Below are 22,415 nucleotides of genomic sequence, written 5' to 3'. Positions count from 1 at the left end.
GTCCTGACCTAACCCTTCACGGCACCGGCGGTGAGGCCGGCGACGATGCGCTTCTGGAACAACAGAACGAGGATGACGACGGGGATCGTGACCACCATGGAGGCGGCGGCGACATAGCCCGTCGGCGGGATGAACTGCGACGGTCCCTGGAACTGACTCAGCGCGGCGGGGACCGTCTGCGCACCGTCGAACTTGAAGGCCTCACCCGGCTTGGACGTCAGCGACTGCGAGTAGACGAAGTCGTTCCAGGCCGTGAAGAAGGCGATGATCGCGGTGGTGAAGACACCCGGTGCCGCCAGCGGCAGCACCACCTTGCGGAAGGCCTGCCAGCTGGTCGCTCCGTCGACCTGCGCCGCCTGCTCCATCTCCCACGGGATCTGCCGGAAGAACGCGGTCAACGTCCAGATCGACAGCGGCAGCGTCAGCGACAGGTACGGGATGATGAGGCCGGGCCAGGTGTCGTAGAGCCCGATCGAGCGCCACAGGTTGAACAACGGCGTCACCACGCTGATCACCGGGAAGAACGCGGTGAGCAGCGCGACGTTGAGCACCAGTTTCTTGCCGGGGAAGTCCAGCCGGGCGATGCCGTAGGCGCAGAAGGCCGAGAGGATCACCGCGACCAGGGTGGCGATGAGGCAAATGCCGATCGAGTTCACCAGCGCCGGGATGAAGATGTCGCTGCCGCCGCCGGTGAAGATGTACTTGTAGCTGTCCCAGCTGAAGCTGTGCGGGATGTAACTGCGGTCGGTGATCTCGGCGCTGGGCTTGAACGACAGCGAGACGAGCCAGCCGATCGGCACGAGCGTGTAGGCCATGATCGGGATCGAGGCGATCGCCAGGCCCCACTTGGCCTTCTTGGAGATGTCGGCGGCCATGTCAGTTGCCCCCCATCCGCGACAGGTCGGTCTTGAAGCCCTTGATGAAGACCGCGCTGATCAGGATGACCAGCACGAAGAGCAGCACCGAGATGGCGGAGCCGAGACCGATCTGGCTTCGGGTGATGGTCTGGTTGTAAGCCAGCACGCCGACCGACGAGGTGTCCTGCGAGCCGCCGGTCATGATGAAGATGTTGTCGAAGATCCGGAACGCGTCGAGCGCGCGGAAGAGCAGCGCCACCATGATCGCCGCCTTCATCGACGGCAGCGTGACGCGGACGAGCCGCTCCCAGAACGTGGCGCCATCGACCTCGGCGGCCTCCTGCAGCTCCCCCGGTACCTGCGCCAGGCCGGCCAGCAGCAGCAGCGACATGAACGGCGTGGTCTTCCAGATCTCCGACACCATGATCGCGATCAGCGACGACCAGTGGCCGCCGTACCAGTCGTAGTTCGGGTCGAAGGCGCCGAAGGTGATGTCACTGAGCCAGTTGCTGATGTAGCCGGTGTTGGGGGCGAAGGCGTAGAGGAAGCCGTAGGCCGAGACCACCGTGATGATCGAGTACGGGATGAGCACGATCGTGCGCAGCGTCCGTCGCGGCAGCACGATCTTGTTCATCACCATGGCCAGGGCCATGCCGAGCACGAACTCCACTGCGACGGTGATGACCATGATGAGCGTGCTGACCCAGACCGCCTCCCACCACTTGCCGTCGGTGAGGATGACGCCGTAGTTCTTCAGGAAGATGAAGGCCCGACCGTTGGGGTCGGTGAGCCGGTAGTTGAAGAACGACAGGTAGATGGCGTTGAGGATCGGATAGCCGACCACCGCCAGCATGGCGACGAACGCTGGTGCGGCGAGCTTCCAGCCGAGGTTGCGCTCCTGCCGGGCCCGATCGGAGAGCCGCGGCTTGCCGGGCTTGTCGGGCTGCGGCGCGGTCGGGGCCTTGTCAAGAGTGGCGGTCACAGCAGCTTCTCCCCCTTGAGCACCTGCAGGATGAAGGTCTGCGCCTTCTTCGGCGTGGAGCTGTTGACCGACTGCGGCGGACTGAACGACTGCTGCAGCGCCGAGGAGAGGTCACCGTAGTACTGCGTCTGCGGCCGGGGCGCGGCCCGCTGCAGCGAGTTCTTGATGAGCTCGGCCATCGGGTAGGCCTTCTTGACGTCGGCGTTGTCGAAGGCCGTGGTGTTGGCCGGCGGGTTGCTCGACCCCAGGAAGTACTGGGCCTGGTGGTCGGCGGTGCGGATGCAGTTGATGGCGTCCCAGATCAGCGGCTGGTGGTCGGCGAACTTGGAGACGCCGAGCTCGATGCCGCCGAAGGGCGGCCGCGACTGCTTGCCGGCCACCGTCTCGGGGTAGTACGTCCAGCCGACGTCGCCGCTGGTGCCCGCGTCGTTGCCGCGGAAGGGGACCTTGTCCGCCTTCATGGCACCCCAGACGTAGGGCCAGATCGCCATGAACATGCTGGTCTTGGGGTTCTCGAACAGGCCCAGCGCGGCGGCCTCGTCGGTGGACGACAGCGCCGGTCCGCCTACCTTGTCACGCGCCAGCCGCTGGATGACGGCGGCGGCCTCGCGACCGGCGGTGGTGTCCAGCCCCAGCTTGAGGTTCTTGGCCACGGTGCCGTTCGGCGACTGGATGATCTTCCCGCCCGCGCCCTCGATGAGCGCGTTGATCCAGACGGTGTAACCCTCGTAGAGCTTGGCCTGCACCCCGACGCTGCGGTTCTCCTTCTTGGCGGCGTCGATGATCTGGTCCCAGGTGACGGGCTTGCTCATGTCCAGACCGGCCTTCTTGGCCAGCGACTTGCGGTACCAGAGCAGCTGCGTGTTGGCCCAGAACGGGGCGGCGACCAGCTTGCCCTTCCAGGTCGAGGCGTCGACCGCGGGCTTGACGATGTTCCGGGTGAAGTCGTCCTGGTACTGCGCGGGGACGTCGGCCAGGAAACCGGCCTCGGCGAACTCGCTGACGAAGACCGGGTCCAGGCTCATGAGCGAGATGGACGAGTCCTTGGCCGCGAGGCGGGTCACCAGCTGCTGTCGCTGGGCGCTGGCGTCGTTGGGCAGGGTCTGGATCTGGATGTCGTAGCGGCCCTTCGCCGCGGTGACGCATTCCTTGGCGAGCTGGGCCTGACCACCGCTGTCGGGGTTGATGAACCACGTCAGGACGGGTTTGCCGTCGGAGCCACCGCAGGCGGAGAGAACCGTGGCGGCCATGATCGCAGTCACCCCCGCCCTCAAGGTCCTGCGGGTTTTGCGCGTCATGTTGCCTATTCCCTTCGACCGAGGCCGGCTCGGGTCACGGACTGTCACGGAGCAGCAGCCCGTCGTTGTGAGCCACGCCATTCGTAACGTAACCGCTACGGAAGGGACGAACAACGGTCACACGCGCCTGCCGGGCAATCGTGATGAGTCAGCGACGATGCGCACCTGACGCGGGCGTAACACCGAAGCAGTTCGGGGGCTGGTAGCCGGCCTGCGCGAAGCTCTGCTCGACAGCGGAGACGACCGCGTCGACCTCACCGGCGGCCACCAGCGCGATGGCCGATCCGCCGAAGCCACCACCGGTCATGCGGGCACCGAGGGCTCCGGCGGCCAGGGCCGACTCGACGGCGAGGTCGAGCTCGGGACTGGAGACCTCGTAGTCGTCGCGCAGCGAGACGTGCGAGGCGGTGAGCAGGGGCCCGATCCGGGACGGCTCCCCGGCGTCGAGGATCCCGACGACCCCACCCACCCGCTCGTTCTCGGTGACGACGTGCCGGACCCGGCGCCGCAGCCGGGCGTCGTCCAGCCCGGCCAAGGCGGCGGCGAGGTCCGTGACATCGCGCAGCGCCGCGACGCCTAAGTGCGCAGCCGCCGCTTCGCAATCTGCGCGACGCTGCGCATATTCGCCGTCGACGAGCCGGTGCGGCGCCCGGGTGTCCACGACCAGCAGCGCCAGCCCAGCGGCGGCGAGATCGAAGGGCACCTGCCGCCGCTCGCCGCTGCGGGTGTCCAGGAGCAGCGCGTGACCGCTCCGGCAGAGCAGCGACGCGCTCTGGTCCAACGAGCCGCTGGGGACACCGACGAAGTCGTTCTCGGCCGCCCGGGCCACGAGCACCAGCTCGTCACGGCTCAGCCCGGCACCGAGCTCGTCGTTCAGCGCCGCGGCCACGGCGCACTCCAGTGCGGCCGAGGAGGAGAGCCCGGCCCCCGGCGGGACATCGCCGTCGACCGCGATGCGCACCGGCGGGACCTGCACCCCCCGCTGCCGCAGCGCCCAGACGACGCCGAAGACGTAGGCCGACCATCCCGTCACCGCGCCGGGGACGGCCTCGCCGGGGGCGAGCCGGACAGGCCCGTCCCCGGCGGTGCTCGACACCTCGATCAGATCGCCGTCCCCGCGTGACACCGTGGCGTCGACGCCGAGGGGCAGTGCGATCGGCAGCACGAAGCCGTCGTTGTAGTCGGTGTGCTCGCCGATAACGTTGACACGCCCCGGCGCCCGCCAGGTGCAGTCGCCGGTGCTCAGCCGAGACGCTCCCCGGAGGTCGGGTGGAAGGCGTGCTCCTCGGCGGTGCGCAGGTCCACCGAGACGACCTCGCCGATGCGCGGCGGGACCCGGCCGTCGAAGCGGACGCAGAACGGCTTGACGCCGCCGACGATGTCCGAGCCGTCGCCCTCGATGGCGCCGTAGACGTAGGCGTCGGCGCCCAGCTCCTCGACGAGCTTCACCTCGACCTTGAGCCCGGCCGCGGTGTCCTTGGCGAGCCCACCGCCGTCGCCGCCGAAGCGGAACGACTCGGGACGGACGCCCAGCGTGACCTCGGAGAGCCCCGCGGCTCGGGCGGCGGCGGCCGCGGCGGGCTGCAGCGGCAGCGTGATGTTGCCGAGCTTGGCGCCGCCGTCGACCAGCGGGACCGTCCGCAGGTTCATCGCCGGCGAGCCGATGAAGCCGGCGACGAAGGCGTTGGCGGGGCGCTCGTAGAGGTTGCGGGGGGTGTCGACCTGCTGCAGGAAGCCGCCCTCCTTGAGGATCGCGACCCGGTGGCCCATCGTCATCGCCTCCACCTGGTCGTGGGTGACGTAGAGCGTGGTGGTGCCGAGTCGGGCCTGCAGCGTGGCGATGTTGGAGCGGGTCTCGACCCGCAGCTTGGCGTCGAGGTTGGACAGCGGCTCGTCCATGAGGAAGACGGCGGGTTCGCGGACGATCGCACGTCCCATCGCGACCCGCTGCCGCTGCCCGCCGGAGAGCGCCTTGGGCTTGCGCTGCAGATAGTCCTCGAGGTTGAGCAGCTTGGCGGCGTCGCGCACCTTCTGCTCCCGCTCGGCCTTGGAGACCCCGGCGAGCTTCAGGGCGAAGCCCATGTTCTCGGCGACGCTCATGTGCGGGTACAGCGCGTAGGACTGGAACACCATCGCGATGTCGCGGTCCTTCGGCGGCTTCTGCGAGACGTCGGTGCCGTCGATGAGGATGCTGCCGGAGGAGACGTCCTCCAGGCCGGCGAGCATGCGCAACGCGGTGGACTTGCCGGAACCCGACGGTCCCACCAGGACCATGAACTCGCCGTCGGCGATGTCGAGATCGAGCTCGACGACGGACGGTTCGGGATTGCCGGGGTACTGACAGCTCGCCTTGTCGTAGCGGACTGTGGCCATGGGCAGTTCACGCCCTCTCGTACCGGAGTGTTCCCGCGCCGGGTACGGGCGCCGCGCACCCCGGGCAGGCAGACCCGACGTGTCGACGCCTCACGGCATTCACGACGACGGCGTGGGTCCGTCCCCCGGTTGTCGGGACGGCGTCGACGGCGCGCATTGCGGACGGACGTGAGCTATGCAACACGTCCGCCCGCCGCGCGTCAACGGTTCGGCGACTACTCCTGGCCCGGAGTCGTCTTGGCGATGTTCATCAGGAACTCGACATTCGTGCGCGTCTTGCGCAGCCGGTCCAGCAGCAGCTCGATGGCCTGCTGCGGCTCGAGGGCATGCAGCACCCGGCGCAACTTGATGGTGACGGCGAGCTCGTCGGGCGAGAGCAGCAGCTCTTCCTTGCGCGTCGAGGACTGGTCGACGTCGACCGCCGGGAAGGTGCGCTTGTCGGCGATCTTGCGGTCGAGCTTGAGCTCGGCGTTGCCGGTGCCCTTGTACTCCTCGAAGAAGACGGTGTCGCCGGCCGAACCCGTCTCGACCAGCGCACTGGCGATGATGGTCAGCGAACCGCCGTTCTCGATGTTCCGGGCGGCACCGAGGAATCGCTTCGGCTGGTACAGCGCCGTCGAGTCGACGCCGCCGGAGAGGATTCGTCCGCTGGCCGGCGCGGCCAGGTTGTAGGCGCGGCCCAGCCGGGTGATCGAGTCCAGCAGGACGACGACGTCGTGCCCCATCTCGACCAGGCGCTTGGCCCGCTCGATGGAGAGCTCGGCGACCATGGTGTGGTCCTGCGGGCGCCGGTCGAAGGTGGAGGCGATGACCTCACCCTTGACCGAGCGCTGCATGTCGGTGACCTCTTCGGGCCGCTCGTCGACGAGGACGACCATGAGGTGGCACTCGGGGTTGTTCGTGGTGATCGCGTTCGCGATCGCCTGCATGATCATCGTCTTGCCCGCCTTCGGCGGCGAGACGATCAGCGCGCGCTGACCCTTGCCGATCGGCATGACGAGGTCGATGACCCGCGTGGTGAGCAGGTGCGGCTCGGTCTCGAGGCGCAGCCGTTCCTGCGGGTACAGCGGCGTGAGCTTCGTGAACTCGGGACGGTGCCGCAGCTTGTCGGGCTGCTCGCCGTTGACGGTGTCGACCCGCACCAGCGGGTTGTACTTCTCCTTGCGCTCCCCTTCGCGGGGCTGGCGGACCGCACCGGTGACGGCGTCACCGCGGCGCAGGCCGTACTTGCGCACCAGCGAGGTCGAGAGGAAGACGTCATCGGGCGTGGCGAAGTAGCCGCCCACCCGGACGAACCAGGTGTTCTTCTCCTCGATCGCGTCCACGATGCCGGCCACGGGCACGAGGACGTCGTCCTCGGCGAGGCTCGGCTCCGGCTCGCCGCCGCCACCGGCCGGGGCGCCCTGCCGGTCGCGGTTGCGTCCCCGGCGGTCGCGGTACCGGCGGCCCCGGCGACGGCCGGTGCCGTCCTCGTCGTCCTCGTCGTGCTGGCCCTGCTGGCCGTTGTTCTGGTTGCCCTGCTGGTTGTTGTTCTGGTTGCCGTCACCCTGCTGGCCGCCCTGGGGCTGACCGTTCGGGTTCTTGCCCTGTGAGCCGTTCTGGTTCCGGGCCTGCTGGCCGCCGTGGGACTGCTGGTCGCCCTGACTTCTGCCGGGCTGGTCCTGGCGGTCGGTCCGGTCGTTCTGCTGGGCCTTCGGCCGATCCCCGCGGACGTCGCGAACGTCGCGGTTGTCGGAACCCTGCCGACGCTCCCGCTGTGCACCATCTGCGCGGCTGGCCTCGCCCCCCGCCTCCGCCGCCGCGGAGTCGCCGCGGGCGGAATCGGTACGGGCGGAATTTGTACGGGAGTCGGTACGGCCGGAATCTGTGCGGGACTCCGTGCGGGCGGAGTCGGGACGCGCATCGGTCGGGGAGGTCGCCGGCGGCGCCGAAGCGGGAGCGGTGTCGACCGACGCGGCGGGTGTCGCGGCGGCGCTGTCCGCCGGGACGGACGGACCGTCAGCCGCAGCCGGCGTCTGAACCGGTGCGGTCGCGCGACGGCGGGTGCGGGTGGAGACCGGCGCCTCGGCCGGGCTCTGGGTGAGGGTCTCGGCAGGCGCGGCCGAGGGGGAAGCCGGAGCGGCTGTAGCGGCGGCGCGGGCAGCCTGGATCTCGGCGATCAGGTCGGCCTTCTTCTTCTTGGCCGTGCTGATGCCCAGACCTCCGGCGACCTGCTGCAGCTCGGGCAACAGCATCGAGGACAGACCGCGCTTGCCGGCGCGCTGCTGGGTTTCGGTCACGTGGTGAGGAACCTTTCACGGTTGGTCGGCGCGGAGAATCGCTGCTCGACCGATACGACGGACCCCGGCTGAAGCCACAGGGCCCGGGTGCTCGCACGACCTGGGGCCGCGCGAGACGGGCGTTGCGAGGGGGAGGTACGTCAGGATCACCTGGCCTGCGCGACGACGAGGGCCGGTGGTGCAGCGGATTCGGCGCGAAACGGAGCGCGCCGGTTCGCCAACCTGACAGTGGGGAGCCTAGACGCTCGCCCCGGCGCCAGCAACACCGGGCGCATCCGGCATGTTCCCCAGCGCGCCGCGGCTGTCCACGCCGGGCACGAGAGCGGTCCATCCTGCCGGTGCCAGCTGCGGAACGCTCTCGGCCTCGACCTCACCTCGAGCCAACACGAGGACGGTGGGTCCGGCGCCGGAGACGACGGCCGGCAGGCCGGCGGCCCGCAGCGTCCCCACCAGGGTGAGGGTCTCCGGCATGGCCGGCTCCCGGTAGCGCTGGTGCAGCCGGTCCTCGGTGGCGTCGAAGAGCGCCTGCGGCGTCCCGGTCAGCGCAGCCACCAGCAGTGCCGCCCGGCCCGCAGCGAAGGCGGCGTCACCGTGCGGGACGCTCGCGGGCAGCAGCCCCCGCGCCCGCTCGGTGGAGGCCTCGAACGGCGGGACGAGCACGACCGGGACCACCGCCGGATCCGGGTCGCGCCGCACCGCGCGCGCCGTCACCCCGGAGTCGCCCGGACCGGAGTCGCTCGGACCGGAGTCGCTCGGACCGGAGTCCCGGGCGCCGGGGACCGTCCAGGCCACCGTGAGCCCGCCGAGCAGGCAGGGGGCGACGTTGTCGGGGTGCCCCTCGATCGCGTTCGCCAGCCGCAGCACGTCGGCGTCGTCGAGCCTTGCGCGGCCGTCGACGACCAGGCCGCGGGCCAGCAGCAGCCCGGCCACGATCGCCGCGGCGGACGACCCCAGCCCCCGGCCGTGCGGGATGCGGTTGTGGGCGCGCAAGACCAGGCCGGGCGGGGTCTGGCCCAGCTCGGCGAAGGCCGCGCGCATGGCGCGGACGACCAGGTGCGTCTCGTCGCGGGCGACGGCTGCGGCACTCTCGCCCTCGACCTCGATCACCAGCCCGGTGGCACCGACCTCGGCCTCGAGATCGTCGTACAGCCCGAGAGCGAGGCCGAGCGCGTCGAAGCCCGGACCCAGATTGGCACTGGTGGCCGGCACCCGGACGGTGACCGGACCCTCGACGAACCCGTTGCGGCTCACCCGCCGTCAGTCCAGGCCGAGTGCCACGGCGGCCGCATGCCCGTCCACCGGCACCGTGATCGGCTTCGGCGCGCCCGAGATGGCCCAGTCGGGGTCCTTCAGGCCGTTGCCGGTCACCGTGCAGACGACCCGCGAGCCCCGCGGCAGCCGGCCGTCGGCGGCGGTCATGAGCAGGCCGGCGACGCTGGCAGCCGACGCGGGCTCGACGAAGACCGCCTCGCTGCGGGCGATCAGCTTGTACGCCTCGAGGATCTGCTTGTCGGTGACGGCGTCGATGAGGCCGCCGGACTCATCGCGCGCCTGCTCGGCCAGCTTCCAGGAAGCCGGGTTTCCGATCCGGATCGCGGTGGCGATGGTCGTCGGCCGCAGCACCGGGGCACCCTTGACGATGGGGGCAGCCCCCGCCGCCTGGAAGCCGAACATCTTCGGAGTCTCGGTGGTGACGCCGTCGGCGGCGTACTCCTTGTAGCCCATCCAGTACGCCGTGATGTTGCCGGCGTTGCCGACCGGGATGCAGTGGACGTCCGGCGCGCCGCCGAGGACGTCGCAGATCTCGAAGGCGGCGGTCTTCTGCCCCTGCAGCCGGAACGGGTTCACCGAGTTCACCAGCGACACGGGGTAGTCGATCGCGAGCTTCTGCGCGAGCTCGAGGCAGTCGTCGAAATTGCCGTCGACCTGGAGCAGCTTCGCCCCGTGGACGAGGGCCTGCGCCAGCTTGCCGAGCGCGATCTTGCCCTGTGGCACCAGGACGGCACAGGTCATCCCCGCGCGGACGGCGTAGGCGGCCGCGCTGGCCGAGGTGTTGCCGGTGGAGGCGCAGATGACGGCCTGCGCACCGTCCTCGGCCGCCTTGGAGATCGCCATCGTCATGCCGCGGTCCTTGAAGGACCCGGTGGGGTTGGCGCCCTCGACCTTGAGATAGACCTCGCAGCCGGTCCGCTCGGAGAGCACCCGCGCCGGGACCAGCGGCGTGTTGCCCTCGAAGAGCGTCACGACCGGCGTCGCGTCGGTGACCGGCAGCCGGTCGCGGTAGCCCTCGATCAGGCCGGGCCAGTGGGTGGCGCCCTGTGTCTTGCCCATTGCCGTGGTCACTCCCCCGACATCCCTTCGACGCGCATCACGCTGGCGGCACGGCCGACCAGCGACATTCCGGCGAGCTTCTCCACGGTCCGCGACAGTGCGGCATCGGTGGCTGCGTGCGTGACGAGCACGAGTGTCGCGGCGTCGCCGCGGCCCTCCTGCCGGACGGTCTGGATGCTCACGCCCTCCTCGGCGAAGGCGTTGGCGACACCGGCGAGCACACCGGGCTGGTCGGCGACGTCGAGTGCGACGTGATAGCGGGTCGTCACCTCACCCATGGGGCGCACCGGGAGGTCGGCGTAGGCGCTCTGTCCGGCCCCGTGACTGTCGATGAGGCGGTTGCGGGCCACCGCGACGATGTCGCCGAGCACGGCGCTGGCGGTGGGGGCGCCGCCGGCGCCGCGACCGTAGAACATCAGCGAGCCGGCGGCCTCGGCCTCGACGAAGACGGCGTTGAAGGCGTCGCCGACGCCGGCCAGCGGGTGGCTGCGCGGGATCATCACCGGGTGCGCACGCACCGACACCGACTCGGTGCCGTCGTCGGCCGTGGTCCGCTCGCAGATGGCCAGCAGCTTGACGGTGCAGTCCATGGCCTTCGCGCTGGCGATGTCGGCGGCGGTGACGTCACCGATGCCCTCGCGGTGCACGTCGGACATCGTGACGCGGGTGTGGAAGGCGAGCCCGGCGAGGATGGCCGCCTTGGCGGCGGCGTCGTAGCCGTCGACGTCGGCGGTGGGGTCGGCCTCGGCGTAGCCCAGCGCGGTCGCCTCGGCCAGCGCCTCGTCGAAGCCGGCACCGGTGGCGTCCATGCGGGACAGGATGAAGTTGGTCGTGCCGTTGACGATGCCCATCACCCGGGTGATGCGGTCACCGGCCAGCGATTCGCGCAGCGGGCGCAGCAGCGGGATGGCACCGGCCACCGCGGCCTCATAGTAGAGGTCCACGCCGCTGGCGGTGGCGGCGTCGTGCAGCGTCGCCCCGTCGTCGGCGAGCAGTGCCTTATTGGCGCTCACCACGCTCTTGCCCGAGTGCAGGGCGTCCAGCAACAGCCCGCGGACCGGATCGATGCCGCCGATGACCTCCACGACGATGTCGACGTCGTCGCGGTCGACCAACGCCTGCGCGTCGGTGGTGAGCAGGTCGGCCGGGACATCGGTGTGCCGCGCCGGACGACGGACGGCGATGCCCGCCAGCTCGAGACGCGCACCCACGCGCTGCGCCAGGTCGTCGGCCTGCTCGGAGAGCAGCCGCACGACCTCGCTGCCGACGACGCCGCAGCCCAGGAGCGCGATCCTGAGCGACGCCGGGCTGGTGGTCTCGGTCATGACGCGACTCCGGTGTCCAGGCGCAGCAGGTCGTCCTCGGTCTCGCGCCGCACGATAACCTGCGAGCGCCCCTGCGAGACGGCGACGACGGGCGGGCGCGGCACGTGGTTGTAGTTGCTGGCCATGCTGTGGCAGTAGGCCCCGGTGGCGGCGACGGCGAGCAGGTCACCCGGGCGGATGTCGCCGGGCAGCCAGGCATCCCGGACCACGACGTCTCCGCTCTCGCAGTGCTTGCCGACGACCCGCGTGAGGGCCGGCGGCGCGGCGGAGGTGCGGTTGGCCAGGACGCAGGTGTAACCGGCGTCGTAGAGCGCGGTGCGGATGTTGTCGCTCATGCCGCCGTCGACCGAGACGTAGCGCCGTCGCTGGCCACCGTCGAGGGTGACGTCCTTGACGGTGCCGACCTCGTAGACCGTCACCCCGCTCGGTCCGGCGATGGCGCGACCGGGCTCGACGGCCAGTCGCGGCGGCCGCAGCCCGACCGACGCGCACTCGATCTCGACGATGCCGGCAAGCCGCTCCAGCGTCTGCTTGGGCGTCTCCGGGTCGTCGCCGCTGACGTAGGCGATGCCCAGGCCACCGCCGAGGTTGATCTCCTCGAGCTGGACGCCGTGGACGTCCCGGACGGTGGCGGCGAGGCTCACGATCCGGTGCGCCGCAACCTCGAAGCCCGCCGTCTCGAAGATCTGGGATCCGATGTGCGAGTGCAGCCCGACCAGCTGCAGGGCGTCCGAGGCGAGCACGGCGGCAACGGCCCGGGCGGCCGAGCCGTCCCGCAGCGAGAAGCCGAACTTCTGGTCCTCGTGGGCGGTGGCGATGAACTCGTGGGTGTGCGCCTCGACGCCGACGGTCACCCGGATGAGGACGCGCTGCCTCACGCCCGCGGTCGCCGCGACGGCATTCAGGCGGTGGATCTCGTCGAAGGAGTCGACGATGACGTGCCCGACGCCCGCGGCGACGGCCCGGCTCAGCTCGGAGGCGGACTTGTTGTTGCCGTGCATGCCGATGCGCTCGACCGGGAAGTCGGCGGCCAGTGCCACGGCGAGCTCGCCACCGGTGCAGACGTCGAGGCCGAGCCCCTCGTCGGCGACCCAGCGGGCGACCGCGGTACAGAGGAACGCCTTGCCGGCGTAGTAGACGTCGATGCCGGGGAAGGCCTGCGTGAAGGCGCGGGCCCGGCCGCGCAGGTCGTCCTCGTCGAGGAAGAGCGACGGCGTGCCGTGCTCGGCGACCAGCGCGGTGACCGGACTGCCGCCGAGGTGCAGCTCGCCGTCGACGCGGTGCGCCGACTCCGGCCAGATGGCGGCGTCGAGGGCGTTGACGTCGTCCGGCACGTCGTTCTGGCGGACGCCGGGCAGCACGTCGCCGTGCCGCGGGCCCGCCGGGTGGGCGTTCCTGCTCATCGAGCCGCTCCCCTACATCCGCTCCGGCGCGCCGACGCCGAGCAGCGCCAGGCCGTTGGCCAGGACGACACTGGTCGCCTCGTTCAGCCAGGCACGGGTCCGGTTGCCGTCGGTGACGGGCTCGTCGCCCTTCGGCATCACGCGGCACGCATCGGTGTCGTACCAGCGGTGATAGATGGCCGCGAGGCTCTCCAGGTAGTGCGCCACCCGGTGGGGAGCGCGCAGCTCCGCGGCGGTGGCGACGATGCGCGGGAACTCACCCAGCGCCGTCAGCAGCGCGGCGTCCGCGGCGTTGTCCAGCGCCTCGGGCACGAAGGCGGAGTGCTCGCCCTCGACGCCGATCCCGATGCTCGCCGCGTTACGGGCCACGTTCCGGGTCCGCGCGTGGGCGTACTGGACGTAGTAGACCGGGTTGTCGTTGGTGCGCTTGGACCAGGCGTCGAGGTCCAGGTCGATGGTCTGGTCGACGGAGTAGCGCACCAGCGCGTACCGGGCGGCGTCGGCACCGACGGTGTCCACGAGGTCGGCGAGGACGATCGTGGTGCCGGCCCGCTTGCTCATCTTCAGCGGCCGGCCGTCCTTGACCAGGTTCACGAGCTGACCGATCAGGATCTCGAGGGTGACATCCGGATCGTCGCCGAAGCAGGTCGCCATCGCCCGGAGCCGGCCGATGTAGCCGTGATGGTCGGCCCCGAGCATGATGACGACCTTGTCGAAGCCGCGACGCCGCTTGTCCAGGTAGTAGGCGACATCGCCGGCGAAGTACGTCCACTCGCCGTTGCTCCGGATGAGGACGCGGTCCTTGTCGTCACCGAACTCGGTGGTCCGCAGCCAGGTGGCGCCGTCGTCTTCGTAGATGTGCCCCTGCTCGCGCAGGGCGTCGACGGCCTCCTGCAGGCCGCCGCGGGCGTGCAGGTCCCGCTCGTTGAAGTAGACGTCGAAGTGGACGTCGAACTCCTCCAGCGAGCCCTTGATCTCGGCGAACATCAGCTCGACGCCGTCGCGGCGGAAGACCTCGGTCTGCTCGGCGTCGGGCAGGTCCCGCAGGCCGGGGTTGGCGGCGACGACCTTGCCGGCGATCTCGTCGATGTAGGCCCCGGCGTAACCGTCCTCGGGAACGGGACGACCCGAGGCCACCTCGCGCAGTGTGCGGGCGAACCGCTCGATCTGGCTGCCGGCGTCGTTGAAGTAGTACTCGCGCACCACCTCGGCCCCGGCGGCCTGCAGCACCCGGGCCAGCGCGTCGCCCACAGCGGCCCAGCGCACCGCGCCGATGTGGATGGGACCGGTCGGGTTCGCCGAGACGAACTCGAGGTTGAGCCGCTGGCCCTGCAGCGCGGTGCCGGGGCCGTAAGCGGCGCCGGCGCGGACGATGCTGCGGGCCAGCTCGCCGAGCGCGTCGGCGGCGAGGGTGATGTTGAGGAAGCCCGGTCCGGCGACGTCGACCTTGGCGATCACGTCGGCGGCGCGCAGCTGCTCGGCGATCAGCTCTGCCACGTCGCGGGGCGGCTTGCCCACGCTCTTGGCGAGCTTGAGCGCGACGTTGGTCGCGTAGTCACCGTGATCGGCCTTCTTCGGGCGCTCGACGGTGATCTCGATCGGCAGCGGCACCCCGGTGAGGCTGCCGTCGGCGACGCACGCGAGCACCGAGTCCCTGATGAGAACCTGGAGTTCGGCCGGTGACGTCACCGCTCAATCGTAGGGCCCGCGGGCACGGCGATTGGCACGGCGTCCGTTCGGCGTCAGAGCGGGATACCCGCCGGGCAGACCTCTCTCACAGACGCCCGACCTACACTCGAACGCCGTACTGCCCTATTCCGGGCAGACGAGGCGATCTTCGAAGGCAGGCCATGGCCCAGCGCAAGTCCTCCCCCACGGGCAAGACCTCCCGTCCCGGCAGCCGTCCCGGCTCCGCCAAGGCGAGCACCACGGCATCGGGCCGGGGCACCGGTGGCGGGCAGACCACGAACGCGGCCAAGGGCGCCGCCTCGAACCCGGCCAAGGGCTCCGGCCGGGGCACCGCGGGCCGGCCGCCGTCGCGCAAGAAGCCGAAGTCGATCGTCAACCAGAAGCAGACGCCCTGGGGCATGATCGCCACGACCACGGCGATCGTCCTCTTCGCCGTCGCCATCGTCGTCGTGGTCATCGCGACGAGGCCGTCGGACGACGCCGGGGCGCAGGCCTCCAAGGGCGGCCAGACGGTGAAGTCCAGCGACCCGTACCGGCAGCCCGAGCTCGCCGCGGCCGCCGCCATCAAGGGCGTCACCTACCGCGTGCAGGCGAACCACACGCATGTCGACGGCAAGGTGAAGTACGACGCGACGCCTCCGATCGGAGGTCTGCACAGCGCCTACTGGGCCGACTGCAGCGGCACGATCTACGACAAGGCCATCGCCAACGAGAACGCCGTCCACATGCTCGAGCACGGCGCCGTGTGGATCACCTACAACGTCGACAAGGTGAAGGGCGCGCAGCTGGCCAAGCTGAAGTCCTACGTCACCGGCGACCACCTCGCGATGTCGCCGTACCCGAACCTCTCCACGCCGATCTCGCTGCAGGCGTGGGGCTACCAGCTCAAGGTCAGCAACGCCAACGACCCGCGGATCGCCGAGTTCATCAAGGCGCTCCGCTACAACCAGAAGACCACCCCCGAGCCGAACGCGACCTGCTCGCAGCCCACCTTCAAGGCCTCGCCGAGCACCTTCGGAAACCCGAAGCAGGGGCCGTGACCGAGCTCGAAGAGCTCCCGGCGCCGGACAACCGGCGCTTCCGCGCCGCGCTCGTCGCCGTCATGGCGACGGCGCTGGCGGTGATCCTGGTCTGCGCCGGATGGCTGATCCGCGGCACGGACGACCCCGCCGCGACGGGTGGCCCCAACGCCGTGGACATCGGTTTCGCCCGCGACATGGCCACCCACCACACCCAGGCCGTCACCATGGCCGGGGTGGAGCGCGACGGCACGAGTGACCCGAAGATGCGCGTCTTCGCCTTCGACATCGAGACCGGTCAGCAGTTCCAGGTCGGGCAGATGCAGGGCTGGCTCGACGCCTGGGGCACGTCGCGCACCAGCGAGGACCCGATGGCGTGGATGGGACACGATCACATGGCCATGGGCTCGGACGGGCTCATGCCGGGCATGGCCTCGCAGGCGGAGATGACGCGGCTGGTCAAAGCCAAGGGCAAGGCCCTGGACATCCTGTTCCTGCAGCTCATGATCCGGCACCACCAGGGCGGCATCCCGATGGCGCGCTACGCGCTGGAACACGCCGACACCGATTACGTCCGGACGATGGCCAAGGGCATCGTGGCCACCCAGGGCGTCGAGATCATCGAGATGGAGCGCATGCTGCGCGCCCTCGGCGGGACACCGCTGCCGCCACCGGCCCAGTAGCCCGACCGGCCGGTCAGACCCCGCGCACCGCGCTGCTAGGCTCGACCAGGTTCCGGCCAGTCCGGCCCCCGTAGCTCAGGGGATAGAGCACCGCCCTCCGGAGGCGGGAGCGCAGGTTCGAATCCTGCCGGGGGCACCCTTATAGATCGACAGCCCGGTGGTCGGGCGCGTAAGCGCCGACCACCGGGCTGTCGATGTCTAGGATTCGGACCTGCGTGGACGCCGCAGGCGGGCGGCCCGAGTGAGGCGAGCGCACGGCGAGCTTGCTCGACGGTGCCGAGCCGATCGAGTGGCCACGGGCGCGGAGCGCCCGTCGCGCAGGTTCGAATCCTGCCGGGGGCACCACGCTGCAGAACCCGTATTTCGGGGCCTGTAGCAGTTTCTGGACTCAGTCCATGATCACAAGATTGGCCGCGGGTACACATCGGGTACACATCAGGATCAAGCTTGCGCGCTTGTTTCGGCATTCGCGGGCACAACGGGGTCATCGTTCGATTTGCCGACCCGATGCCCTTCGGACGCGACGACATCCGTTCGAATCCTCCAGCGGCGTTCACCCACGGCACTCATCCACGGAGGAACGCCGATTCCTGCGCTTCGAAGTCAACCGGGCGACGGCTGCAACAGAATGAGTTATGCGCTTGAACTGATTGCAACGTCGCTACGTCGTCTGAGCGCGCGTCGGACCGCGTGGAAACATCGCTGCACGATGGCAGGCTTGCATCATGGACGAAGTGGACCGGCTGTGCCGGGTACGGGTGGGTACGGACCTCGACCAAGTCCCGTTCCAACTCGACTCGGACGGTTACCTCGGCACGCCCAACTGGTTCTCCCCTCGCCGCAACGCCGGTAGCCCCCTCGTCGCTCCTGTGACGTTGAGCCAGACGCAGTCGTTCGCCCTTTTGGGCGAGCCCGGGTCAGGCAAGTCGTTCGCCCTCGACAAGATCCAGGCGCACTGGGTCGAGCAGTTGGGCCAGGACCGGGTCTTCCGCGTCGACGCGATGACCCTGACGGAGAGCTCGTACCCGGAGATGCTCGGGTCTCTGCTGGAGGACCTGCCACAACGCGACGCCCCACCCGCAACCGATAGATCAATCTCAGTTGAGCGGGTCGTGATCGTCGACCAGCTCGACGAGAGCCCCATGCGGCAGCTCTTGGCTGGGCGGTTGGAACGAAGCTTGAGTGGCCGGCGCGCCGCGGGGCTTCGTCTTGTTCTCGCATGCCGACAGATGAACTACCCCCCTGCTCTCGACGCGCAGTTGAGGCGGCTGTTGACGTTCGGGGCAGCTGATCTTGCGCCGCTGACGCGTGCGCAGGCGGTCGCGCTCGCCGACTCGAAGGGTGTCTCGGGGGAAGCGTTGACCATGGTCGCGAGTGAGCGTGGTGTCTCTTCCCTGGCGAGCATTCCGCTCACGCTGGTGATGCTGTGCGAGATGTTCGAGGCCGACGGCGACCTCGTCGGCACGGCCGTCGACATCTTCCGTGAGGCGATCGCCCGGTCAGCTGACAAGTTCTCGAACCCCATCGCCGCAGCCGCGTCCATACCAGCGCTGGGTCGCAACCAGCGTTTGGCGATCGGCCGGCGGCTGGCCGCGCAGCTGCTGCTGACCGGGGGACGCAATATCTGGACCGGCGACGGGCCGCCGCCCCGCGACACCGACCTGGACCTCGGCAGCGCCGCGACCGGGATGGAGGGCCCGTCTGAGGCACGGTTCGAGGTGACGCAGGAACTTGTGCTGCAGACCCTCAGCTGCGCGATCTTCACCGCGACAGGTGATGCGCGGACAGCGTTCCGGCACAGCTCGATCTCCGCGTTCCTCGCAGCCGACTACCTGCTCGAACGCCACGTTCCGGAGGGGCAGCTTCGGCAGCTGCTGCTGGTCGAGCAGATGTTCGGGGACACGTGGCTGACCATCCCGACACCGCTTCGGGAAACCGCGGCGTGGCTGATCGCGTTGGCGCCGCAGAAGATGGGATGGCTGCTCGCAACCGACCCATTGAGTCTCACCGCGTACAGCTCGCTGGTCGATTCCGACGAGGCGCGGGCGTTGCTGGTCACGAAGCTGATCGAGTCGGCGGACGACGCGTACCTGTCCGACTCGTGGTGGCGGCGTCGCGGGTCCTTCAAACTGACGCATCCAGGGTTGGCCGCCCAGGTGCTGGCCGCGTTGAACGAGCCAGAAGGTGACGGCTGGCGATCCCGTGCCCGTCTGGAGTTGCTGCTGGAACTTGCCGAGAACTCCGGGGATCCGCTTCTCGGGGACAAGTTGCGGGAGATCGCGTACACCGACGGTGTGGACGCACGCCCGCGGCGGTTGGCTGTCGATGCGTTCGCTGCCTGCTGCCCCGACCGGGTCACTGAGCTTCGTGAGCTTCTCGACGGTTTGCGTGACGCGGAGCGCGCCGGGCAGGTCGACCCTGACGACGAGTTGCGGTCAGCGTTGCTGCGGGTGCTGTGGCCCGCACACCTCTCGGCGGCCGAGTTGATCGCGTGCCTCACGCCCCGCCGGAACGAGTCTCTGTTCGGCGGTTACGCGGCTTTCTTGTGGTCCGGTGCGGCTCAGGACGCGTCCGACGAGAAAGTCATCGACGTTCTCGACAGCCTGGCCGCGAAGGCATCGAACGGGGCCGCGTCCGGTGAGGACCGCGAACTGCCAGGTCGCCCTGGCGGGCCGGAGCTTGCGCGGGACTTCGTGCTCGCGTTCGTCGACCGTGCGCTCACAGGCCCGTTCGCGGACGATGTGATACCGACCGTGGCGCGGGTGCTCACGCCGTTCACGGCTCGGTCGATGTCGCTCACGATTCCCGCTGCGTTGGACGAATCGCAGACTCCGCTGGAGCCTGACGAGGCGACGCGGCTCCGAAGGCTGCTCGCAGTCGCACTCGCCGAGCTGACCAGCGACGACGATCCGCTGTTCGCTGCCCGAGACGTCCTGCATGGCTGGCAGGGGAAGACCGACTTGCTGCTCGACGCGGCCGACCGACCGTGGCGTCGCAGCCTTCTTCTCGACCAGAACGACTTCCGTTGGCTCGCGGAACAAGCCGAAGCACGCCTCGAACACGACCGGCGAACAGCGCTCGTCATCGCGGACATGGCCGGGCTGGTGCTCGACACGAACAACGCCGACGACTACGCGCTCGCCTTCGACCTGCACGAGCGGATCGGACCGGACGCGCAGGCAATCGCGGCGTTGTTCACCGCCGTCCGCACCGACTCGTGGGCCGCGAAAGCGTGGCGTCGGAACCACGAACTCGAACAGGAAGCGCCATGGGACGGAGCCGAAAGCTTCGCGAACGAAGCCCAGGAGCTGCTGTCACGCATCGAAGCAGGCGAACCTGACCTGTTCGCCCAACTCGCCTACACGCTGCAGTTCGACCCCCGAACAGGCAAAGGACACAACCCGACCTGGGACGACGACCTGCTGTTCTATCCGGGCGTCCCCGTACTCGGTTCGGACGGGCCGGAACGTCTCCGCGCGGCAGCCCATGCATACCTCACCCACGCCGACGACGAAAGACACAGATGGCTCGGCTCCAACCCGTGGGATCGCGTCCCTTGGGCCGGATACCTCGCCCTGTGCATCCTCGACCGACACCCCACGAACGAAAATCCGATTTCGTGGGACCAATGGGTCGCAGCGGTGATCTCCCACCTCGCCACATCCGGGTCCGACGCCCAGGACCGGCACATCCGGCTCCTCAACACGGCCGCGGCAGCCGCACCCGAAGCGTTCGCCGACGCGTTCGACATCTTCGTCCGAGGGACCCTCGAACACGGAGGCATCCCACACGGCATCCACGCCCTGGACACGACCATCGATCCGACCATCGGCGCCCGGCTGCTCACCACCATCCGATCGATCCGTGCCGCAGTCGAACGTCGAACCGACGCCGACCTGACGCTTCCCGACGGCGACGAACCCGAAACCCGCGCCGTGCAGGTATGGCGCGAACTTGCATCGCTTCTGATCCGCGCGCGAATCGACGGTGCGGAGGACGAAGCGCAGAGCACGCTCGTGTTCACCAAAGGCACCGCACCAGCGCCGTTGACGCTGGCCGCCGTGTCAGTGCTGATGAGCACTGCTGCATCCACCGCATGGCCTGTCATCCGCGACCACGCGGGCACCGACATCACCACCGCCGAGCCTGTCGTGTACGCAATGGCGCGCGACAGCTACCCCGGCATCGACCTGACGACACTGTCCGACGACGACCTTGTCGCCTACTACCTGTGGCTTCGCGAACTCCTGCCCCAGTCCGAGGACGTCAACCCGCCAGGCGCCCACTTCGTCGGACCTCGTGAAGAAGCGCAACAGCTACGTGGACGAACCCTCGAAAAGCTCAGCCAACGAGCCACCCCACGCATCCTCGAACTGCTCCGGGAAGTAATTGCCACCGACGACGCCATCGAACTCGTCGCCGCAGCACACCGAATCCGCAACCAACTTGCAGAAATCAGCTGGTCCGCACCCAAAGTCGAAGACCTCATTACCATGATCGAGGACCCGGTGCGGCGTCTGGTCCGCAACGACGCCGAACTGGCACGCCTCATCACCGAAACGCTCACCGACGTCGCCGCGAACATCGCCACCCACGGCGACCTGCTCTGGGACCGGGTCCCCACCACCGTCGCCACAGCAGCCAAGAAGCAGGGCCTCGACCTGCGGCATCCAGACGCCGGCGAGGCCAAAGAACTATGGTCGCCGAAGCTGGAAAGTTCCCTGTCCGAGTACCTCGCGAACCAACTGGAACTGCGACTCGCCCGCCGACGCATCGTCGTTAACCGCGAAGTCGTCGTCAGGCCGACCGACGCGAGAGGCGCAGGCGAACGCGTCGACATCCTGGTCCAGCACGGCAGCTCGATCGACGCCACCGTGCCAGTCGAAGTCAAAGGCCACTGGAACGAGGATGTCGAAACATCCCTGACAAGCCAGCTCGCAGATCGCTACCTCCCCGATACCAGCGCGAAGGCAGGCGTATACGTCGTCGGCTGGTGGCCCATCGCGCAATGGAGCGTGAAAGAAGACCGCCGCAGGGCCGCGGCAGCCCGCACCGAGACGCAGCTTCGGTCGACCCTGATTGACATAGCGGCTAGCTTGTCACGAGCCCGCGCGGTGTCACTGATTCCTTTCGTCCTGCGAATCCCGCGCCCGGCACGTGCAACTCCAACCGACTGAGACCAGAACATCCGGCGACGGCGGCGAAATTGCGCCGCACAGGGGATCCGATAGCGGACTAGATCTGGCCGTCATGAAGAGGGGCCGCCGGACAGGACGAAAATGTGATGCACGCGCGGGTCTAGTTCTACGGGTGCGTTTGGCATAGACCGCTCTAAGTGAAAGGTCCATCGCTTCCGGGGTCGCCCTCGGCACGCCGGAGCCAATCAAGCAATGCTTCCCCAGTCGTCGTGAGCCCGGGCACGTGCGTAGAACCGTCCCACATGGCCGATCCGCTCAGCAGCCCCGCGCGGATCAGATCGGTAATTACTACCGAGGGATAACGACGAACCTCATCATCGACGCTTGCGACGAGGGGCTTCTCGGCGCCACGAGCGGTGAATGGTTGTTCTCCGTTTTCCTGCGCTTGCTTCTCGACTCTGTGAATGGACTCAAGACAACGAATGTGAGGTGCTTCCACGGTGTCGAGGATCCGCTCGATAAGTAACCCCTCGTCGATCCTTGCATCATCGAGGACGGCATCACGGACGATGACGCCCAGGAGGCGCCTCTTGCCAGCATGGGCTGTCGTGGCAGCAGCCTGACACGCGCGAGCCGCGAGAACATTCAGTGCTTCGGATGCAGCGAGCCGATCAGACAGAGCGCGCTCATCGCCCTCCATTGCCGCAAGACTAGGTTCGATCGCCTGCATCTGTCGTTGCGTCCACGAGCGCGAAAGGGTGCCCGACACGATCCCGAGTGAAGCGGTCACGGTCGCCGTAGTGGTTCGCTCGGCCCACGCCCGCGAGCGACCCGCACAACGTCCTCGCGGAACTCCTTCGGGAACGGCTTGCCCATAGCCACATCCTTCCAACCCGACCCATCGTCGAGCCTCCTCAGATGACCTGGCCCACCAGAAACGTTCCAGTTGGACTGGCTAAGTGGCTGCCTCATCGAGAGGCTGAACACCGTGCCCCGTGCCTATCCCGCCGAGTTCCGCGCTAGGGCTGTCGCCCTCGT

At 69.1% G+C, this 22,415-nt stretch carries 15 protein-coding genes and 1 tRNA gene; 4 read left to right on the top strand and 12 right to left on the bottom strand.

All coding sequences use genetic code 11. From position 1 onward, the window contains the following. Nucleotides 1-8: 8 nt before the first annotated feature. From AC0NZQ_RS18035 to argS, 11 genes are all read right to left on the bottom strand, one after another. Entirely contained in the window at nucleotides 9-875 is an 867-nt protein-coding gene (locus AC0NZQ_RS18035; protein WP_474531462.1) for a carbohydrate ABC transporter permease, read from the bottom strand. A 1-nt stretch (nucleotide 876) separates the two neighbouring features. Then, entirely contained in the window at nucleotides 877-1,839 is a 963-nt protein-coding gene (locus AC0NZQ_RS18030) for a carbohydrate ABC transporter permease (RefSeq protein ID WP_474531461.1), read from the bottom strand. Further along, a complete protein-coding gene (locus AC0NZQ_RS18025; protein WP_474531460.1) occupies nucleotides 1,836-3,089 on the bottom strand; it encodes an extracellular solute-binding protein in 1,254 nt (417 codons plus the stop codon). The genes AC0NZQ_RS18030 and AC0NZQ_RS18025 overlap by 4 nt, the downstream gene beginning before the upstream one ends. Before the next feature lie 196 nt (nucleotides 3,090-3,285). After that, on the bottom strand, nucleotides 3,286-4,383 hold the full coding sequence (gene galK, locus AC0NZQ_RS18020) for a galactokinase (RefSeq protein ID WP_474532022.1): 1,098 nt from the start codon (nucleotides 4,381-4,383) through the stop codon (nucleotides 3,286-3,288). Further along, nucleotides 4,380-5,510, bottom strand: coding sequence for an ABC transporter ATP-binding protein (locus AC0NZQ_RS18015; RefSeq protein WP_474531459.1), 1,131 nt, complete (start codon nucleotides 5,508-5,510; stop codon nucleotides 4,380-4,382). Before AC0NZQ_RS18015 ends, galK begins: the two co-directional genes overlap by 4 nt. Nucleotides 5,511-5,725: 215 nt before the next feature. After that, complete coding sequence (gene rho / locus AC0NZQ_RS18010) at nucleotides 5,726-7,744, bottom strand: transcription termination factor Rho (protein WP_474532021.1); 2,019 nt, start codon at nucleotides 7,742-7,744, stop codon at nucleotides 5,726-5,728. Between the two features lie 282 nt (nucleotides 7,745-8,026). After that, complete coding sequence (thrB, locus tag AC0NZQ_RS18005) at nucleotides 8,027-9,040, bottom strand: homoserine kinase (protein WP_474531458.1); 1,014 nt, start codon at nucleotides 9,038-9,040, stop codon at nucleotides 8,027-8,029. 6 nt (nucleotides 9,041-9,046) lie between these two features. Next, on the bottom strand, nucleotides 9,047-10,120 hold the full coding sequence (gene thrC / locus AC0NZQ_RS18000) for a threonine synthase (RefSeq protein ID WP_474531457.1): 1,074 nt from the start codon (nucleotides 10,118-10,120) through the stop codon (nucleotides 9,047-9,049). 8 nt (nucleotides 10,121-10,128) lie between these two features. Then, complete coding sequence (locus tag AC0NZQ_RS17995) at nucleotides 10,129-11,445, bottom strand: homoserine dehydrogenase (protein ID WP_474531456.1); 1,317 nt, start codon at nucleotides 11,443-11,445, stop codon at nucleotides 10,129-10,131. Next, on the bottom strand, nucleotides 11,442-12,848 hold the full coding sequence (lysA, locus tag AC0NZQ_RS17990) for a diaminopimelate decarboxylase (protein WP_474531455.1): 1,407 nt from the start codon (nucleotides 12,846-12,848) through the stop codon (nucleotides 11,442-11,444). The genes AC0NZQ_RS17995 and lysA overlap by 4 nt, the downstream gene beginning before the upstream one ends. Nucleotides 12,849-12,860: 12 nt before the next feature. Continuing rightward, entirely contained in the window at nucleotides 12,861-14,537 is a 1,677-nt protein-coding gene (gene argS / locus AC0NZQ_RS17985; protein WP_474531454.1) for an arginine--tRNA ligase, read from the bottom strand. Between the two features lie 161 nt (nucleotides 14,538-14,698). Between argS and AC0NZQ_RS17980 the strand changes: the two genes are divergently transcribed. The 4 genes from AC0NZQ_RS17980 (at nucleotide 14,699) to AC0NZQ_RS17965 (ending at nucleotide 21,416) form a co-directional block, all read left to right on the top strand. Next, entirely contained in the window at nucleotides 14,699-15,577 is an 879-nt protein-coding gene (locus tag AC0NZQ_RS17980; protein ID WP_474531453.1) for a DUF3105 domain-containing protein, read from the top strand. Continuing rightward, nucleotides 15,574-16,239 (top strand): DUF305 domain-containing protein, encoded by a 666-nt coding sequence (locus AC0NZQ_RS17975; RefSeq protein WP_474531452.1) that lies wholly within the window; start codon nucleotides 15,574-15,576, stop codon nucleotides 16,237-16,239. Before AC0NZQ_RS17980 ends, AC0NZQ_RS17975 begins: the two co-directional genes overlap by 4 nt. Nucleotides 16,240-16,303: 64 nt before the next feature. Continuing rightward, a tRNA-Arg gene (locus AC0NZQ_RS17970) sits at nucleotides 16,304-16,375 on the top strand. Between the two features lie 589 nt (nucleotides 16,376-16,964). Further along, nucleotides 16,965-21,416 carry an NACHT domain-containing protein gene (locus tag AC0NZQ_RS17965; protein WP_474531451.1) on the top strand — a complete coding sequence of 1,484 codons (4,452 nt, stop codon included), beginning with the start codon at nucleotides 16,965-16,967 and terminating at the stop codon, nucleotides 21,414-21,416. Between the two features lie 154 nt (nucleotides 21,417-21,570). Here the strand turns inward: AC0NZQ_RS17965 and AC0NZQ_RS17960 are convergent, their stop codons facing one another. Further along, nucleotides 21,571-22,167, bottom strand: a complete 597-nt coding sequence (locus AC0NZQ_RS17960; RefSeq protein ID WP_474531450.1) for a hypothetical protein — start codon at nucleotides 22,165-22,167, stop codon at nucleotides 21,571-21,573. Nucleotides 22,168-22,415: the final 248 nt, after the last annotated feature.

Source organism: Jatrophihabitans sp. sgz311053 (assembly GCF_056135305.1).
The sequence above is the reverse complement of the archived record's forward strand: the minus strand, read 5'-3'. Positions and strand labels throughout refer to the sequence as shown.

What these genes read in the sequence shown, in the direction of transcription:
- AC0NZQ_RS17965 (WP_474531451.1), top strand. Translation starts at nt 16,965, where the DNA reads ATGGACGAAGTGGACCGGCTGTGCCGGGTACGGGTGGGTACGGACCTC.
- AC0NZQ_RS18035 (WP_474531462.1), bottom strand. Translation starts at nt 875, where the DNA reads ATGGCCGCCGACATCTCCAAGAAGGCCAAGTGGGGCCTGGCGATCGCC.
- rho (WP_474532021.1), bottom strand. Translation starts at nt 7,744, where the DNA reads ATGCTGTTGCCCGAGCTGCAGCAGGTCGCCGGAGGTCTGGGCATCAGC.
- AC0NZQ_RS18025 (WP_474531460.1), bottom strand. Translation starts at nt 3,089, where the DNA reads ATGGCCGCCACGGTTCTCTCCGCCTGCGGTGGCTCCGACGGCAAACCC.
- lysA (WP_474531455.1), bottom strand. Translation starts at nt 12,848, where the DNA reads ATGAGCAGGAACGCCCACCCGGCGGGCCCGCGGCACGGCGACGTGCTG.
- AC0NZQ_RS18015 (WP_474531459.1), bottom strand. Translation starts at nt 5,510, where the DNA reads ATGGCCACAGTCCGCTACGACAAGGCGAGCTGTCAGTACCCCGGCAAT.
- AC0NZQ_RS17980 (WP_474531453.1), top strand. Translation starts at nt 14,699, where the DNA reads ATGGCCCAGCGCAAGTCCTCCCCCACGGGCAAGACCTCCCGTCCCGGC.
- AC0NZQ_RS17995 (WP_474531456.1), bottom strand. Translation starts at nt 11,445, where the DNA reads ATGACCGAGACCACCAGCCCGGCGTCGCTCAGGATCGCGCTCCTGGGC.
- thrC (WP_474531457.1), bottom strand. Translation starts at nt 10,120, where the DNA reads ATGGGCAAGACACAGGGCGCCACCCACTGGCCCGGCCTGATCGAGGGC.